At 72.2% G+C, this 14,337-nt stretch carries 13 protein-coding genes and 1 pseudogene; 5 read left to right on the top strand and 9 right to left on the bottom strand.

From position 1 onward, the window contains the following. Positions 1-249, top strand: a pseudogene (locus BIV23_RS36155) (IS630 family transposase); the annotation flags it as partial. A gap of 235 nt (positions 250-484) precedes the next feature. Here BIV23_RS36155 and BIV23_RS36150 read toward each other — a convergent pair. Further along, positions 485-1,084 (bottom strand): TetR/AcrR family transcriptional regulator, encoded by a 600-nt coding sequence (locus tag BIV23_RS36150; protein WP_071385197.1) that lies wholly within the window; start codon positions 1,082-1,084, stop codon positions 485-487. Between the two features lie 126 nt (positions 1,085-1,210). Here BIV23_RS36150 and BIV23_RS36145 point away from each other — a divergent pair, with 126 nt between their 5' ends. After that, positions 1,211-2,803 (top strand): MDR family MFS transporter, encoded by a 1,593-nt coding sequence (locus tag BIV23_RS36145; RefSeq protein ID WP_071385196.1) that lies wholly within the window; start codon positions 1,211-1,213, stop codon positions 2,801-2,803. Between the two features lie 93 nt (positions 2,804-2,896). Here the strand turns inward: BIV23_RS36145 and BIV23_RS36140 are convergent, their stop codons facing one another. Then, positions 2,897-3,649 carry an SDR family oxidoreductase gene (locus BIV23_RS36140; RefSeq protein ID WP_071385195.1) on the bottom strand — a complete coding sequence of 251 codons (753 nt, stop codon included), beginning with the start codon at positions 3,647-3,649 and terminating at the stop codon, positions 2,897-2,899. Positions 3,650-3,789: 140 nt separating this feature from the next. On the opposite strand from BIV23_RS36140, the gene BIV23_RS36135 reads away from it, so the two are divergent. Continuing rightward, positions 3,790-4,371 carry a TetR/AcrR family transcriptional regulator gene (locus BIV23_RS36135; protein ID WP_079173625.1) on the top strand — a complete coding sequence of 194 codons (582 nt, stop codon included), beginning with the start codon at positions 3,790-3,792 and terminating at the stop codon, positions 4,369-4,371. A gap of 43 nt (positions 4,372-4,414) precedes the next feature. On the opposite strand, the gene cseC is transcribed toward BIV23_RS36135, so the two are convergent. The 5 genes from cseC to BIV23_RS36110 form a co-directional block, all read right to left on the bottom strand. Next, complete coding sequence (cseC, locus tag BIV23_RS36130) at positions 4,415-5,770, bottom strand: two-component system sensor histidine kinase CseC (RefSeq protein WP_071385194.1); 1,356 nt, start codon at positions 5,768-5,770, stop codon at positions 4,415-4,417. Between the two features lie 11 nt (positions 5,771-5,781). After that, positions 5,782-6,486 (bottom strand): two-component system response regulator CseB, encoded by a 705-nt coding sequence (cseB, locus tag BIV23_RS36125; RefSeq protein WP_071385193.1) that lies wholly within the window; start codon positions 6,484-6,486, stop codon positions 5,782-5,784. Between the two features lie 61 nt (positions 6,487-6,547). Next, positions 6,548-7,204: a hypothetical protein gene (locus BIV23_RS36120; protein ID WP_425443561.1), complete on the bottom strand. Its 657-nt coding sequence runs from the start codon at positions 7,202-7,204 to the stop codon at positions 6,548-6,550. Further along, entirely contained in the window at positions 7,192-7,731 is a 540-nt protein-coding gene (locus tag BIV23_RS36115; RefSeq protein ID WP_030751823.1) for a SigE family RNA polymerase sigma factor, read from the bottom strand. Before BIV23_RS36115 ends, BIV23_RS36120 begins: the two co-directional genes overlap by 13 nt. Before the next feature lie 280 nt (positions 7,732-8,011). Beyond that, positions 8,012-8,887 carry an HhH-GPD family protein gene (locus BIV23_RS36110; RefSeq protein ID WP_071385192.1) on the bottom strand — a complete coding sequence of 292 codons (876 nt, stop codon included), beginning with the start codon at positions 8,885-8,887 and terminating at the stop codon, positions 8,012-8,014. Positions 8,888-9,067: 180 nt separating this feature from the next. Between BIV23_RS36110 and BIV23_RS36105 the strand changes: the two genes are divergently transcribed. After that, entirely contained in the window at positions 9,068-9,886 is an 819-nt protein-coding gene (locus BIV23_RS36105) for a hypothetical protein (protein WP_177240156.1), read from the top strand. Positions 9,887-9,916: 30 nt separating this feature from the next. Here the strand turns inward: BIV23_RS36105 and disA are convergent, their stop codons facing one another. Continuing rightward, positions 9,917-11,041, bottom strand: a complete 1,125-nt coding sequence (disA, locus tag BIV23_RS36100) for a DNA integrity scanning diadenylate cyclase DisA (RefSeq protein ID WP_071385191.1) — start codon at positions 11,039-11,041, stop codon at positions 9,917-9,919. A gap of 80 nt (positions 11,042-11,121) precedes the next feature. Then, positions 11,122-12,531 carry a DNA repair protein RadA gene (gene radA, locus BIV23_RS36095; RefSeq protein ID WP_071385190.1) on the bottom strand — a complete coding sequence of 470 codons (1,410 nt, stop codon included), beginning with the start codon at positions 12,529-12,531 and terminating at the stop codon, positions 11,122-11,124. 195 nt (positions 12,532-12,726) lie between these two features. Here radA and BIV23_RS36090 point away from each other — a divergent pair. Continuing rightward, the coding region (locus BIV23_RS36090; protein WP_071385198.1) for a BACON domain-containing protein at positions 12,727-14,337 on the top strand (1,611 nt) is incomplete at its 3' end.

The raw sequence follows: 14,337 nt of genomic DNA, 5'->3' as shown, positions 1-14,337 counted from the left end.
CCGACCGGCTCCTCCTGGATCAACCAGGTCGAGCGGTGGTTCGGCCTGCTGACAGACAAGCTCATCCGTCGTGGCGTCCACACCTCGGTGAAGGCGCTGGAGGATGACATCAGGGCCTGGATCGACTCGTGGAACGAGAACCCCAGGCCCTTCACCTGGACCAAGACCGCCGACGAGATCCTCAAATCTCTCGCCGACTACCTCACCAAAGTCACTCCGCCAGCCACCGATAATCAGCGAGAGACTTAAGCGTTCGATTTCAGGCGCATCACACTAGGCCCTGTCGTCACATTCCCGCCTGCCGCGCGGCGGCTGGCACGCACATCTGCTGCGTTGTCGTCGGTCGCCGGCTCCCCCACGCTCGGCTGCGCTCGCGCGGGAGGGGCCCCCACCGCGTCGACTCCCTCCTCCGCCTTGCATCTGCACGCACCAGCCGCCGCGCGGCCCGCCCTCCGGGCGGACGACGGGAATGTGGCGACAGAGCCTAGGTGCGCCGGCAGGCGTGTTCGTGCGCCTGTGTGATCAGGTCCAGGGAGACCGCGAGCGTGGCCGCACGCTTCTTCTCCACGTCCCCCTCCAGGTCCTGCATCGCGAACATCCCGGCGTGCAGCGTGAACATCGCGCTGACGGAGCGCACCTGGTCGACGAGGTCGGCGCCCGGGTCGATGAGGATGTCCCGAAGGCCCCGCATCCGGTCCTTGAAGATGTCGCCGATGCGCAGTTCCCGCACCGTCGCCTGGTTCTCCTGCATGAACCGGAACAGGGGCTCCGCCCCGGCGAGGGCCGCGCTGTAGCGCCGGATGATCTCCCGCTTCGTATCGAGCGTGGAGGGCTGCTCCCGGCCCCACTCGATCAGTTCCGCCATCGGCTTCGTCAGGTCCTCGAAGAGGCTGACGATGATCTCTTCCTTCGTCTTGAAGTGGTAGTACAGGGCTGCCTTCGTGACGTCGAGACGCTCGGCGATCTCGCGCAGCGAGGTCTTCTCGTAGCCCTGCTCTGCGAAGAGTTCGAGCGCCACGTCCTGGATGCGCTGGCGGGTGTTGCCGCGGCGCTGCTGTTTCGTGCCGTCCATCGTGCCGCCCATCCTCGTACTCCTTGCGCTCCCAGGAAACTTACTTGACGCCCGGCTAGTGACAGGTCTACCTTCCCCAGTGTAGACAACTAGCCGGGCGGCAAGTAAGTAGAAGCCGCAGGGGGAATGGAAAGAAAGATGGCGGACACAGTAGAAAGCGTCGGCGCGGGCCAACTGCCCGCAAGCGAGGGCAAACGGCCCAAGAGTGTGCGGGTCGTGCTGCTCGCGCTGATGATCGCGATGATGCTCGCGATGCTCGACAACATGATCGTGGGTACGGCGATGCCGACGATCGTGGGTGAACTGGGCGGCCTGGAGCACCTGTCCTGGGTGGTCACCGGCTACACCCTGGCCACCGCGGCCTCGACCCCGATCTGGGGCAAGCTCGGCGACATGTACGGGCGCAAGGGGTCCTTCCTCAGCTCGATCGTGATCTTCCTGGTCGGCTCCGCCCTCAGCGGCATGGCCCAGAACATGGGCCAGCTGATCGGCTTCCGCGCCGTGCAGGGCCTCGGCGCCGGCGGTCTGATGGTCGGCGTCATGGCGATCATCGGCGACCTGATACCGCCGCGTGAGCGCGGCAAGTACCAGGGCATGATGGCCGGCGTCATGGCGCTGGCGATGATCGGCGGCCCGCTGGTCGGCGGCACCATCACCGACAACTGGGGCTGGCGCTGGGCCTTCTACATCAACCTGCCGCTCGGCGCCGTCGCGCTCGCGCTGGTCAGCGCCGTGCTGCACCTGCCGAGGAAGCGGGCCAAGGCGGGCATCGACTACCTCGGTGTCGTCCTGCTGACCGTCGGCATCACCTCGATCGTGCTGGTCACCACCTGGGGCGGCAGCCAGTACGCCTGGACCTCCGCGCGGATCATGGAGCTGATCGCCATCGGCGTGGTCACGCTGGTCGGGTTCGTGTTCTGGCAGACCAGGGCCGCCGAGCCGGTGCTGCCGCTGCACATCTTCAGGAACCGCAACTTCACGCTGATGTCCGTCATCGGCTTCATCACCGGCTTCGTGATGTTCGGCGCGACGCTCTACCTGCCGCTGTACCAGCAGTCGGTGCAGGGCGCGTCCGCGACCAACTCCGGTCTGCTGCTCCTGCCGATGCTCGGCGCGATGCTGGTGACCTCGATGGTCGCGGGCCGGGTCACCACCAACAGCGGCCGCTACAAGGCCTTCCCGATCGTCGGCGGTGTCCTGATGGCCGTCGGTCTGTACCTGCTGTCCACCATGGGCACCGGCACGACCCGGCTGACCTCCGGCGTCTACATGGCCGTCCTCGGTCTCGGCATGGGCTGCCTGATGCAGATCACCATGCTGGTCGCGCAGAACAGCGTGGAGATGAAGGACATGGGCGTCGCGTCCTCGTCCACCACCTTGTTCCGTACGCTCGGTTCGTCCTTCGGTGTCGCCATCATGGGCGCGCTGTTCAACGACCGGGTCAAGCACGTCATGGCCGAGCGGGCCGGTGCGGCCGGCAAGCACATGACCGAGAAGAGCGCGGCGCTGGACGCGAAGAGCCTGCAGAAACTGCCGCCGGTGATCCGGGAGGCCTACCAGCACGCCGTCTCCGCCGGTACGCACTCGGCGTTCGTGCTGGGCGCGGCGGTCGCGGTCCTCGTGCTGGTCGCGGCGGTGTTCGTGAAGGAGGTCCCGCTGCGGGGCGCCGGCGCCAAGCCGTCGCCGGAGGGTGAGGACGCCGCCCCGCCGGTGCTGGTCGAGGCCGTCTGACCTCCCTCTGAACGGAAGACCCCGGTCGGTGTCCGCCCCGGGGTCTTCTTTCTTTCCCGTTTCCTTCTTCGCTCCCCTTTTCCGTTTGTCCGCTCAGCGGCCCGTCGCCAGGGTCGCGCCGCCGGTCGCCTCCAGGACCACGCCGGTCACGAAGCCGTTGGTGGCGAGCAGGTACAGGGCGCGGGCGATGTCCTCGGGGCGGCCGACGCGGCCCGCCGGGGTGATCGCGGCGAAGCCGTCGAAGACCGCCCGGCGCTGCTCGGCGGGCAGGGAGTCCCACCAGGGCGTGTCGACGACACCCGGCGAGACCGCGTTGATCCTGAGCGGTGCCAGTTCCACGGCGAGCGGCGGGACGAGGGCCTCCAGGGCGCCGTTGATCGCGGCGAGGCCGGCGGTGCCGGGGAGGGCGGCGCGGGCGGAGGCGGCGGTCACCAGGGTCACCGAGCCGTCGCGACGCAGGGCGGGCAGCGCGGCCTGGAGCGCCTGGACGTGCGGCCAGAACTTGCCGTCGAAGCCGGCCGCCAGCTCGGCCAGATCCAGCTCGGCGAAGGGGCCGCCGCCCTTGCTGCCGCTGAGCGCGAGGACGAGGTGGTCGACGGTGCCCGAGGCGGCGAAGAAGGCGTCCAGCGCGGCGCGGTCGGTGGCGTCCAGCCGGTACGCCGAGACCTTGCCGCCGATCCGGTCCGCCGCGGCGTCGAGGCGGTCCTGGTCGCGGCCGGTGATGACCACCTCCGCGCCGTCCGCCGCGAAGGCCGCGGCCGTGGCCTCGCCGATGCCGGAGCTCGCGCCCATGACGACGACGCGCTGTCCGGCGAGCGGCTGCACAGGGCTGTTCGGAGTGCTCATGACTGGCTCTCTCCTGAGGTCCACCGGGTTCCGGCCCTTTGCCGAGAACGTCGGTCTCGTTAAAGTGTTACCGAGACCGATAGTCTCGTCAAGCGGATACGGGGACGGACGGGACGGACGGAGTCGGAGAGGATGAGCCCGTGCACGACAGCAATGAACCCCGACCGCACACCGGACGGCGCCGTAACGAGGCCGCGCGGCGGGCGATCCTCGATGCCGCCCTGGAACTGCTCGCCGACGCCGACGGGGCGCCGGTGAGCGTGGAGACCATCGCGCGCGCGGCCGGGGTGGGCAAGCAGACCCTCTACCGCTGGTGGCCGTCGAAGGGCGCCGTCCTGCTGGACGCGCTCACCGACCGTGCCGCCCAGGACGTGCCCGCGCCGGACACGGGGAGTCTGCGCGAGGATCTGCGCGCGCTGGCCGTCGCCACGTTCGAGGCGTCCCGGCGACGGCCCTCCGGACCGGCCCTGCGGACCCTCGTCCAGGAGGCGGCGCGGGACGCGCATCTGGCCGAGCTGATGCGGACGTTCACGCAGGCGCGACGGGACGCCGTGCGCGCCGTACTCGAACGGGGCCGGGAGCGGGGGGAGTTGGGCGCCGACCGGGACGTCGACCTGCTGGTGGACCAGTTCTACGGGTTCTTCTGGTACCGGTTCCTGCTGGGGCATGCACCGCTGGACGCGGACACCGCGGTGCGCTTCGCCGACGCGCTGCTCCGCTGAGCGCCGTCCGCGCCGAGCGCCGTGCGGGGCGCTCGGCGCCGTATCAGCTGCTTCCCCCCGACAGCGGCAGCATCGGATAGCTCCCCGTCGCCGTCGGCGCGTGCTCCGGCAGCCACAGCACCGCCACCGCGCCCTCCGCCGGGTTGTGCGGCGGGGAGCCGGCGGGGCGGATGTTGCGGAAGGTCAGGCGGGCGCCGAGGACGCGGGCCTGGCCGGCCGCGATCGTGAGGCCCAGGCCGTGGCCCTGGCCGGCGCGGTCCTTGCTGCCGGTGCGGAAGCGGCTCGGGCCCTCCGCGAGGAGTTCCTCGGGGAAGCCGGGGCCGTGGTCCCTTATGCGGATGACGCGGCCCTCGACGGTCACCTCGACCGGTGGGCGGCCGTGCCGGGCGGCGTTGGCGAGGAGGTTGAACAGGACCCGCTCCAGGCGGCGCGGGTCGGTGGTGACCTCCGACTCGTGCACCACCTGTACGGCGATGTCCGGGTTCTTGGCCGCCACGCGCCGGGTGACGAACTCGCCGAGCATGATGTCCTGGAGCTCCGCCCGCTCCGACGCGCCGTCGAGGCGGGCCACCTCCAGCACGTCCTCGACCAGTGTGCGCATCGCCTTCGCCCGGTCCAGGACGAGTTCCGTCGGCCGGCCGGGAGGGAGCAGTTCGGCGGCCGTGAGCAGGCCCGTCACCGGGGTGCGCAGCTCGTGCGCGATGTCGGCGGTGACCCGCCGCTCGGCCTCCAGGCGCTGGCGCAGCGCGTCCGCCATGGCGTCCACCGCGCGCGCGAGATCGTCGGTCTCGTCCCGTACGACCCCGCCGATGGCCTCGCGCACCCGCACGTCGGTCTCGCCCTTGGCGACCATGTTCGCGGCGGCCGCCGCCTTGCGCAGCCGCCGGGAGAGCTGGCCGCCGATCAGCACGCCGAGCGCGCTGCCGCCGAGGACGACCGAGACCGAACCGATGATCAGGGCCTGGTCGAGATCGTTCAGCATCTCGGCCGAGGGGTCCGGCAGATGGCTGTGGTACGACAGCACGTGCCCGTCCTTGACCGGCACGGCCGCCCAGATGTCCGCCCGCCCGGCGTGGTCGGAGACGTCGCTGACCATCCGGCCCTCTTCGAGCTTCTCGCGCAGCGCGTCCGGCAGATCGGGGTCGTCGAGCTTGATGTTGGGGAAGTTGGGCCGTCGGTTCAGCTCGTAGTTGCGCTGGGCGATCTGGACGCGGTCGTTGGCCAGCTGACGCGCGTTGTCCAGCATCGAGACCCGGGCCGCGTTGTGCACGACCAGGCTCAGCACGATCGCCACGAGCCCGGCCACCAGGGCGATGGCCGCGCTGAGCTTCCATCTGAGCCCGGTGCGCAGGTCCATGCGCTCCATGCGCAGCATCGGCCGCCTGAGGAACCCCCACATATGCGCCCCGCTCAGGCCTTCAGCTTGTAGCCGAAGCCGCGGACCGTCTCGATCCGGTCCTGGCCGATCTTCTGGCGCAGCCGCTGCACATGCACGTCGACGACCCGGGTGTCGCCGCCCCAGCCGTAGTCCCACACGCGCTCCAGCAGCTTGTCGCGGGAGAGCACCGTGCCCGGCGCGGAGGAGAACTCCAGCAGCAGGCGCATCTCGGTCGGGGTGAGCGCGACCGGCTGTCCGGCCCGGCGCACCTCCATGCCCTCGGTGTCGATCTCCAGGTCGCCGAAGCTGAGCACGCCGCCGGTCACCTCGTCGGCGGGCTGCTCGCCCTGCGCGCCCCCGCCCGCGTGCCCGAAGCGGCGCAGCACCGCCCGGATCCGGGCGACCAGGACGGCGCCGTCGAACGGCTTGGTCACGTAGTCGTCGGCGCCCGCCTCCAGGCCGAGGACGACGTCGATGGAGTCGGCGCGCGCGGACAGCATGATCACCGGCACGGTCGACTCGTCGCGGATGCGGCGGCACAGGCTGACGCCGTCCAGACCCGGGACCATCACGTCGAGCAGCGCGATGTCGGGACGGTCGGCCCGGAACGCCTCGAGGCCGGACAGGCCGTCGGGCATCGCGGTGACCGCGAAGCCGTCGCGTTCCAGGGCGAGCTGGGTGGCCTCGCGGATGACGTCGTCGTCCTCGACGAACAGGACGTGGGTCTGGTCTGCCATCCCGGTGCTCTCAGTCCTCGTGCTCGGTCGGTGGTCGTGGGCGGTCGGTGGTCGGGGCCGGTCAGCCGTCGGGCGGGGGCGTCGACTCGCTGCCCGCGCCGGTCTTGCCGTAGTCGGTGTGCACCGGCGGCCGGCCGGCGAAGCGGCCTCCGGTCCAGTCGTAGGTGATCACATCCTCGCCGGACGGGCTGGAGATCGGATCGCCCTTCTTGTAGACCTGCTTGGTGACGGTCAGCAGGCCCTGGTCGACCTCCGCGTAGACCGGCGATTCCTCGGTCTTGAAGACATTCTTGTACGTCCCGCCCTCGTCGCGGTACACGTACGACCCGATGCCGACCGCGTCGGCGCAGGTCAGCACGTTGACGATGACGTCGTCCACCGAGCCGCCGGTGAGCTGGCCGTAGGTGACGTCGACCGGGTACTCCTCGCCGCTGCACGGCTTCAGCTCGCTCTTGACCGTCGTGGAGACCGCGGGGTCGTCCTTGACCAGGGTCACCGCGTCCACCCGCTTGTACGTGCCGGACGGGCTCGCCGACGGCGAGGCGACGGCCCCCGCCACCGCCGAGGCATGTGCCGGTCCCTCGTCCCGGGCGCCCGTACCCCCCGTGCCGCACGCGGCGACCAAAAGGGTGAGGGCGGCGAGCACGGCCCCCACCGTGATCACCGCCTGTGTACCGCCTGGGGCCCGGTCGGACCCGGCCCGTGTCAGGCCGCGCAACGCTCCCGCTCCTCACGCTCCAGCGCGCGTGCGTCCAGATCGCGGGCCTCCAGCTCCTCGCGGAGCCGGGCGAGCGCCCGGTGCAGCGTGCTCTTGACCGTACCGGCCGACATGCCGAGGGCGGCGGCGGTCTCCTCCGTGGACATTTGCTCCCAGTGTCGCAGTACGACGACACTGCGCTGTTTCGGCGCGAGCACCTTCATGACATCCATCAGCAGGGCCCGGTCGGCGTGCTGCTCGGTGGAGTCGTCCACGGACGCGTCCGGCAGCTGCTCGGTCGGGACCTCCTCCAGCTTGCGCGCCCGCCACCACTCGGTCCGGGTGTTGATCATGACCCGGCGCAGATAGGCGTCGGCGAGGCGCTTGTCGGCGATGCCCTCCCAGCGGCCGTACGTGCGCACCAGCGCCGTCTGGAGCAGGTCCTGTGCGTCGACAGGGTCCGGAACCAGCCGGCGCGCGCTGCGCAGCAGCGCGTCCTGCCGGGTACGGACGTACTCCTCGAATTCGAGCACCTCGCCCTGCGCCATGATCAACCGCCTCCGTTCCCCGTTCACTCCGGCTCGCGCCTGAAGTCCTGCTTTCCGCGTTCCCCGTGTCCCGGTGGTCTGCCGGGCACAGAAACGAACTTAGGCAGTCGTTGTCACGGCGCTGTGCGAGCCAGCCTTCGGCTAGCAGTCGGCTATCCGTCGGTTGTGTAACGGAGGGGGGTAAGGGGTAAGGAGGTTGGTCGCTATGTCCCTTTATGCGGTGCTTTGTCGAGTTGGATGCTCTGTAACGGAGAGGCGGTTGCTGTGATGTGGCTGTGTGTCAGCTGAGCGGCAGCCGGTACAGGCCGCCGGGCAGCGGCTCCACCAGACCGTCCGTGACGAGCCCGTCGAGCGCGCGGGCCCGCTGCACCGGCTCGTGCCACACCCGGTCCAGCGCCGCCTGCGGCACCGGCGCGTGCGCCTCGCGCAGGACCGCCAGCAGCTTGCCGCGCACCTGACGGTCCGTCCCCGCGTACGTCTGCCCGCGCCGCGCCGGCCCCGTGTGCTCCGGCTTGCCCGCCAGCCGCCACGCGCACTGCGCCGCGATCGGGCAGCGCCCGCACCCCTCGTTCTTCGCCGTGCACACCAGCGCGCCCAGCTCCATGGAGGCGGCGGCCCAGCGTGCGGCCGTCCCCTCGTCCTTCGGCAGCAGCTCGCGCGCGAGCCTGCGCTCGGCGGCCGTCGTCGCGTTCGGCGGGTACTGCACCCCCGTCACCGCGCGCGCGAAGACCCGGCGCACGTTCGTGTCCAGCACCGCGTGCCGCTGCCCGTACGCGAAGGAGGCGACGGCCGCGGCCGTGTACTCGCCGATCCCGGGCAGGGCCAGCAGCTGCGCGTGGTCCGTGGGCACGTCCCCGCCGTGCCGCTCCGTTATGGCCACCGCGGCGCCGTGCAGCCGCAGGGCCCGGCGCGGATAGCCGAGCCGGCCCCAGGCGCGCACCGCCTCGCCCGGCGCCTCCTTGGCGAGATCGGCCGGGCGCGGCCAGCGGGCCAGCCACTCCTCGTAGACGGGCAGCACCCGGCTGACCGGGGTCTGCTGGAGCATGAACTCGCTGACCATCACACCCCACGGACCCGCCTGCGGGCGGCGCCAGGGGAGGTCGCGGGCATGGGTGTCGAACCAGGCGATCACGGGAGTGTGGAGCTTCTCAGTCATGGCCTTCCGATCCTGCCACGCCTGGGCGGGCAGGGTGGGTGACGGCGCGATCACCGAGCGTACCGGAAGTCGAAGAACCCTGGCTGCCACGGCAGTTACCGGGATGATGATCCGGAAAAGTTGGTATCGGCGCGGCGGGGGGCGCAGGACAGTGCGCCGTTCTCTCGTAAGGTTTGGGCCGTGGGATCTCTGCGCAATCCGGTCGGGCCGCTTCCCTCCTCCATCTACTGGCGAAGGAGGGCCGTCATGCTGGCCGTGGTCGCCGTGCTGGCGCTGGTGATCACGCTGGTCGTCACCGCGGGCGGCGGCGGGGGCGGCAAGAAGAACAGCGACGCGTCCGGCGGCAAGAACCCCGCGCACACGATCACGCCGGGCCCCTCCCCGTCCGGGCCCGCGATCAGCCAACACCCCGGCGGGCGCGACGAGTCGAGCGGCGGCGGCGGCAGCGGCGGAGGCGACTCCGGGTCGGGCGGCGACAGCGGTTCCGGCTCGGCGGACTCCTCCGGTGGCTCGGGGTCCGGCGGCGGCTCGTCCGCGGGCGCGGCGGGCGGCGGTACGGTCGTCGCGGGCGACGCGCTCCCGGCGTCCTCCGCGCTGCCCAACTGCACCTCCCCGGCAGTGGCGTTGAGCCTGAAGAGCCTGCGCAACTCCTACTCGCCGGACCAGACGCCGACCTTCGAACTCACCGCCAGGAACAGCTCCTCGGCCGACTGCAAGATCGACCTCGGGCCGAAGCACGCGGTGTTGACCATCACGCCGTCGGCCGGCAGCGACTCCTACTGGTCCTCGTCCGACTGCCCCAAGGGCGCGGCAAGCCTCGTCTTCCGGGTGCCGGCCGGGCGGAGCATCACCTACACGGTGACGTGGGACCGCAAGCCGAGCGCACCGCAGTGCGAGACGCCTGCGGCGGGCTCGGCGAAGGCGGACACCTATCTGCTGGAGGCCGGCACGCCGGGGTTCGGGAAGCAGGAGGCTTCGTTCGTGCTGTCGGCGGACTAGGACGAGGAACCCGCCGAGCCGTCAGGCGGCTCAGACGTACCGCTCCAGGATCGAGGACTCCGCCAGCCGCGACAGGCCCTCGCGCACGCTCCGGGCTCGGGCCTCGCCCACTCCGTCCACGGTCTGGAGGTCGTCGACGCTCGCGGCGAGCAGCTTCTGCAGGCCGCCGAAGTGCTCCACCAGCCGGTCGATGATCGCGCCCGGGAGTCGCGGGACCTTGGCCAGCAGCCGGAAGCCTCGCGGGGAGACCGCGGAGTCCAGCGTCTCGGGGGACCCGGTGTAGCCCAGCGCGCGCGCCACCGTGCCCAGTTCGAGCAGCTCCGCGTGGGTCAGCGCGTCCAGCTCGGACAGCGCCTCCTCGACCGTGCGGGAGCGCTTCGCCGTCGGCTCGGGGACGTAGTCCCGCACGACCAGCTCGCGGTCCGGCTCGACGCCCGCGATCAGCTCCTCCAGCTGGAGGGCCAGAAGGCGGCCGTCGGTGCCCAGTTCGACCACGTACTCGGCGATCTCGGTGGCGATGCGGCGGACCATCTCCAGCCGCTGGGCGACGGCGGAGACGTCCCGGACCGTCACCAGGTCCTCGATCTCCAGGGCCGACAGCGTGCCCGCCACCTCGTCCAGGCGGAGCTTGTACCGCTCCAGCGTGGCCAGCGCCTGGTTCGCGCGGGACAGGATCGCCGCCGAGTCCTCCAGGACGCGGCGCTGACCGTCGACGTACAGGGCGATCAGGCGCATCGACTGGGAGACGGAGACCACGGGGAAGCCGACCTGCTTGCTCACCCGGTCCGCCGTGCGGTGCCGCGTGCCCGTCTCCTCCGTCGGGATCGTCGGGTCCGGCACCAGCTGCACGCCCGCGCGCAGGATCTTCGACAGGTCCGACGACAGCACGATGCCGCCGTCCAGCTTGCACAGCTCGCGCAGCCGGGTCGCGGTGAACTCCACGTCCAGCACGAAACCGCCCGTGCACATCGCCTCGACCGTCTTGTCCGAGCCGAGGACGATCAGCCCGCCGGTGTTGCCGCGCAGCACGCGCTCCAGGCCGTCGCGCAGGCCCGTACCAGGAGCCACGGCGCTCAGCGAGGCGCGCATCAGGCCATCGGAACCGGCACTCCCACCGATCTTTCCGGGAGCCGCTGCCCGGTCGTTGGCTGCCACTGCACTCCTCCGGTCGCAGGTTCTGACGCGCCCCCGCACCCGCACTCTGTTCGCACGGACGGGCGAGACCTGGGCAAAGTCTACCGGCGCTCCTCCGCCTCCCGTGGGGCCTCTCGGCGACGCGAGCGGGGCAGGACCCGCAGCGCGTCCCCCATGTCCGCGACTTCCAGGACCTTCATACCGGGCGGCACCTTGCCCGGATCGGTCGGCACGAGCGCGTGCGTGAAGCCCAGCCGGTGGGCCTCGGCGAGCCGGCGCTGCACGCCCGTGACCCGTCTGACCTCGCCCGCGAGGCCCACCTCGCCGATGGCCACCAGGTTCTTCGGCAGCGGGGTGTCGCTCGCGGCGGAGGCGAGCGCCAGTGCGATCGCGAGGTCGGCGGCCGGCTCGGACAGCTTCACCCCGCCCACCGTCGCCGAGTAGATGTCCCGCTTGCCGAGCGCGCTGATCCGCCCGCGCTGCTCCAGCACCGCCAGCATCATCGACACCCGGGAGGTCTCCAGGCCCGAGGTCGTCCGGCGCGGGGAGGGGATCTGGGAGTCGACGGTCAGCGCCTGCACCTCGGCCACCAGCGGGCGACGGCCCTCCAGGGTGACCGTCAGGCAGGTGCCCGGCACCGGCTCGGCCCGGCGCGTCAGGAACAGGCCGCTGGGGTCGGCGAGGCCGGTGATGCCTTCGTCGTGCAGCTCGAAGCAGCCGACCTCGTCCGTGGCGCCGTAGCGGTTCTTGACTCCGCGCACCAGGCGCAGGCGTGCGTGCCGGTCGCCCTCGAAGTGCAGGACGACGTCCACGAGGTGTTCGAGGAGGCGGGGGCCCGCGATCGCGCCGTCCTTCGTGACGTGGCCCACGAGGAGCGTGGACATGCCGCGTTCCTTGGAGGCGCGGATGAGCGCCCCGGCCACCTCCCGCACCTGGGCCATGCCGCCGGGCGCGCCGTCGATCTCCGGGGAGGCGACCGTCTGCACCGAGTCCAGGATCAGCAGGGACGGCTTCACCTCGTCCAAGTGGCCGAGGACGGAGGACAGATCGGTCTCGGCGGCCAGATACAGCTCGTCGTGCAGCGCGCCGATACGGTCCGCGCGCAGCCGCACCTGGCTCGCCGACTCCTCGCCCGTGACGTAGAGGGTGCGGTGCTCGGCGCTCGCGGACTTGGCGGCCACGTCCAGCAGCAGGGTGGACTTGCCGACGCCGGGCTCGCCCGCGAGCAGCACGACCGCGCCGGGCACGAGGCCGCCGCCGAGCACCCGGTCGAGCTCGGGCACGCCGGTCGTGCGGGCGGTGGCCTGGCGGCCGTCGACCTGGCCGATGGGCAGCGCGGAGCTCGTGACGCGGCCCGGCGCCGTCGTACGGACCGCGGGCGCTCCGTACTCCTCGACGGTGCCCCACGCCTGGCATTCGGGGCAGCGGCCGAGCCACTTGGCCGTCTGCCAGCCGCACTCCGTGCAGCGGTAGGACGGGCGGTCCTTGGTGGTCTTGGTACGGGCAGCCATGCGGAAACCGTAGCCCGCGGCACTGACAACCGGTCCCGGGACCGGGCGACGGACGTCCCCGGGCCGGGCGACGGACGCCCCCGAGTCGCGGAACGAAAGGTTCCTGTCCCCTTATGAGGGATCGTTTCACCCGTACGGATTAAAAGAGCTCAAGGATAAAGAAGGGGCACTCCGGGGCCGCCTACGGTCGCACAGGTGATGAGCAGCAGTCCGGAGACCACGACCCGCACCACCGGAGCGCACCGGACGCACCACGCGGCGCGCGGAACACGCGAGGCACGCGAGGAGCGGGAGGGACGCGACCGTGCGGCCGCGCGCACCCTCGCCCACCGCGTGCCGACGCGCTACGAGCCGTACCTGGACGGTCTGTTCACCTACTGCCTGTCGGTGCTGTGCGACCACGACGCCGCCACCGCCGCCCTCCGCGACGTCCTCGCCCTGGCCGAGCGGCGCGCGCACCGCGTCCCGGAGGCCGTGGCCGACCGCAGGGCCTGGCTCTACGCACTGGCCCGCTGGGCGTGCCTGCGCGGGCTGACCGAGGCCAAGCAGAAACGTCAGGCCACCCACGCGGCGGGCCGCCCGGCGCCGGCGGGAGCGGCCGGGGCGGGCGCGGGCGAAGCCGGCGGGAGCGCGGGGAAAGTGGCCGCGGGGAAAGGATCCGCCGGGCCGGCGGGGAGACCGGGCTCCGCTCCGGCCCCCGCCCCGGAGACCCAGGAGCAGCGGCGCCGCGAACTCGCCCTGCTGGCTTGGCCGGAGGCCGCCGGCACCACCCCGGAGCAGCGCGAGGCCCTGGAACTCGCCGTCCGCCACCACCTCGCCGCCCACGAGGTCGCCGCCGTCCTCGGCATGACGGACGCCACCGCGCGCGAGCTGCTCGCCTCCGCCGCCTGCGAGGTCGAGCGCACCCGCGCCGCCCTGGCCGTGGTCGAGGCAGGCGGCTGCCCGAGCGTGGCCCACCTCACCGGCGACAGCCGGCTGGTCCTGAGCACCGCGCTGCGCCGCGAGCTGGTCCGGCACGTCGACGACTGCCCGCGCTGCCGCCGCACCGCCGAGCGCGCCGCCCCCGGGCGCTGGCCCGGCACCGCGGTCACCCCCGCCGAGCTGCCCGTCCTGGAGGCACCCCGCGCGGCCCTGCACAGGGCGTTCGCGCACCACACACGCACGCGTGGCGCCGACGTGCCCCGCTTCGACCGGCGCGGCTTCCCGATGGACCCCAAGGACCGCGCGGCCCGCCGCGACCGCCTACGCGCGCGTGCGGTGACGACGACGGTCGTCGCCACGGTCGTCGCCGCCCCCGTCCTGGCCCTGTGGGCCGCCTACCGGGGTGCCCCCACGGCGGAGGGCGAGGGCCGCTCGCCCTCCGCGCGCGAGGCGCAGGGTCCCGACGCCCTCGCCGACGACCCGAGCGGCGGCTACGAGAACGCGGGGAACGCCAGCGTGAAGCCCGGCGCCCACGTCGGCAGGAACGGCAAGGCGGACGTCTCGGTGGAGGTCGTGAGCGTCACCGGAACGGGGACGGGACGGCAGGGCGCCGGCCACCTGGACGTGACCGCCGCCAACGACGGCGACACCACGCTGATCACCCTCGCGGCATCGGGTGCCGCCCCGGTCCGCTGGTCCGCGTCCACCACCGTCGGCTGGCTCTACCTGAGCCGGTCCTCGGGCACCCTCGCCCCCGGCCGGACGTCGACGATCAAGGTGTACGTCGACCACCTCCGCGAGCCCTCCGGCCACTGGCACGCACAGGTGGCGGTCTCCCCGGCGGGCACGGTGGTCACGATCGACGGCTACGGCACGGCCCCGACC

The organism is Streptomyces monashensis (genome assembly GCF_001866665.1).
GTDB lineage: Bacteria > Actinomycetota > Actinomycetes > Streptomycetales > Streptomycetaceae > Streptomyces > Streptomyces monashensis.
Note: the sequence above shows the minus strand (reverse complement) of the source record. Positions and strands in the feature narration are given on the sequence as shown.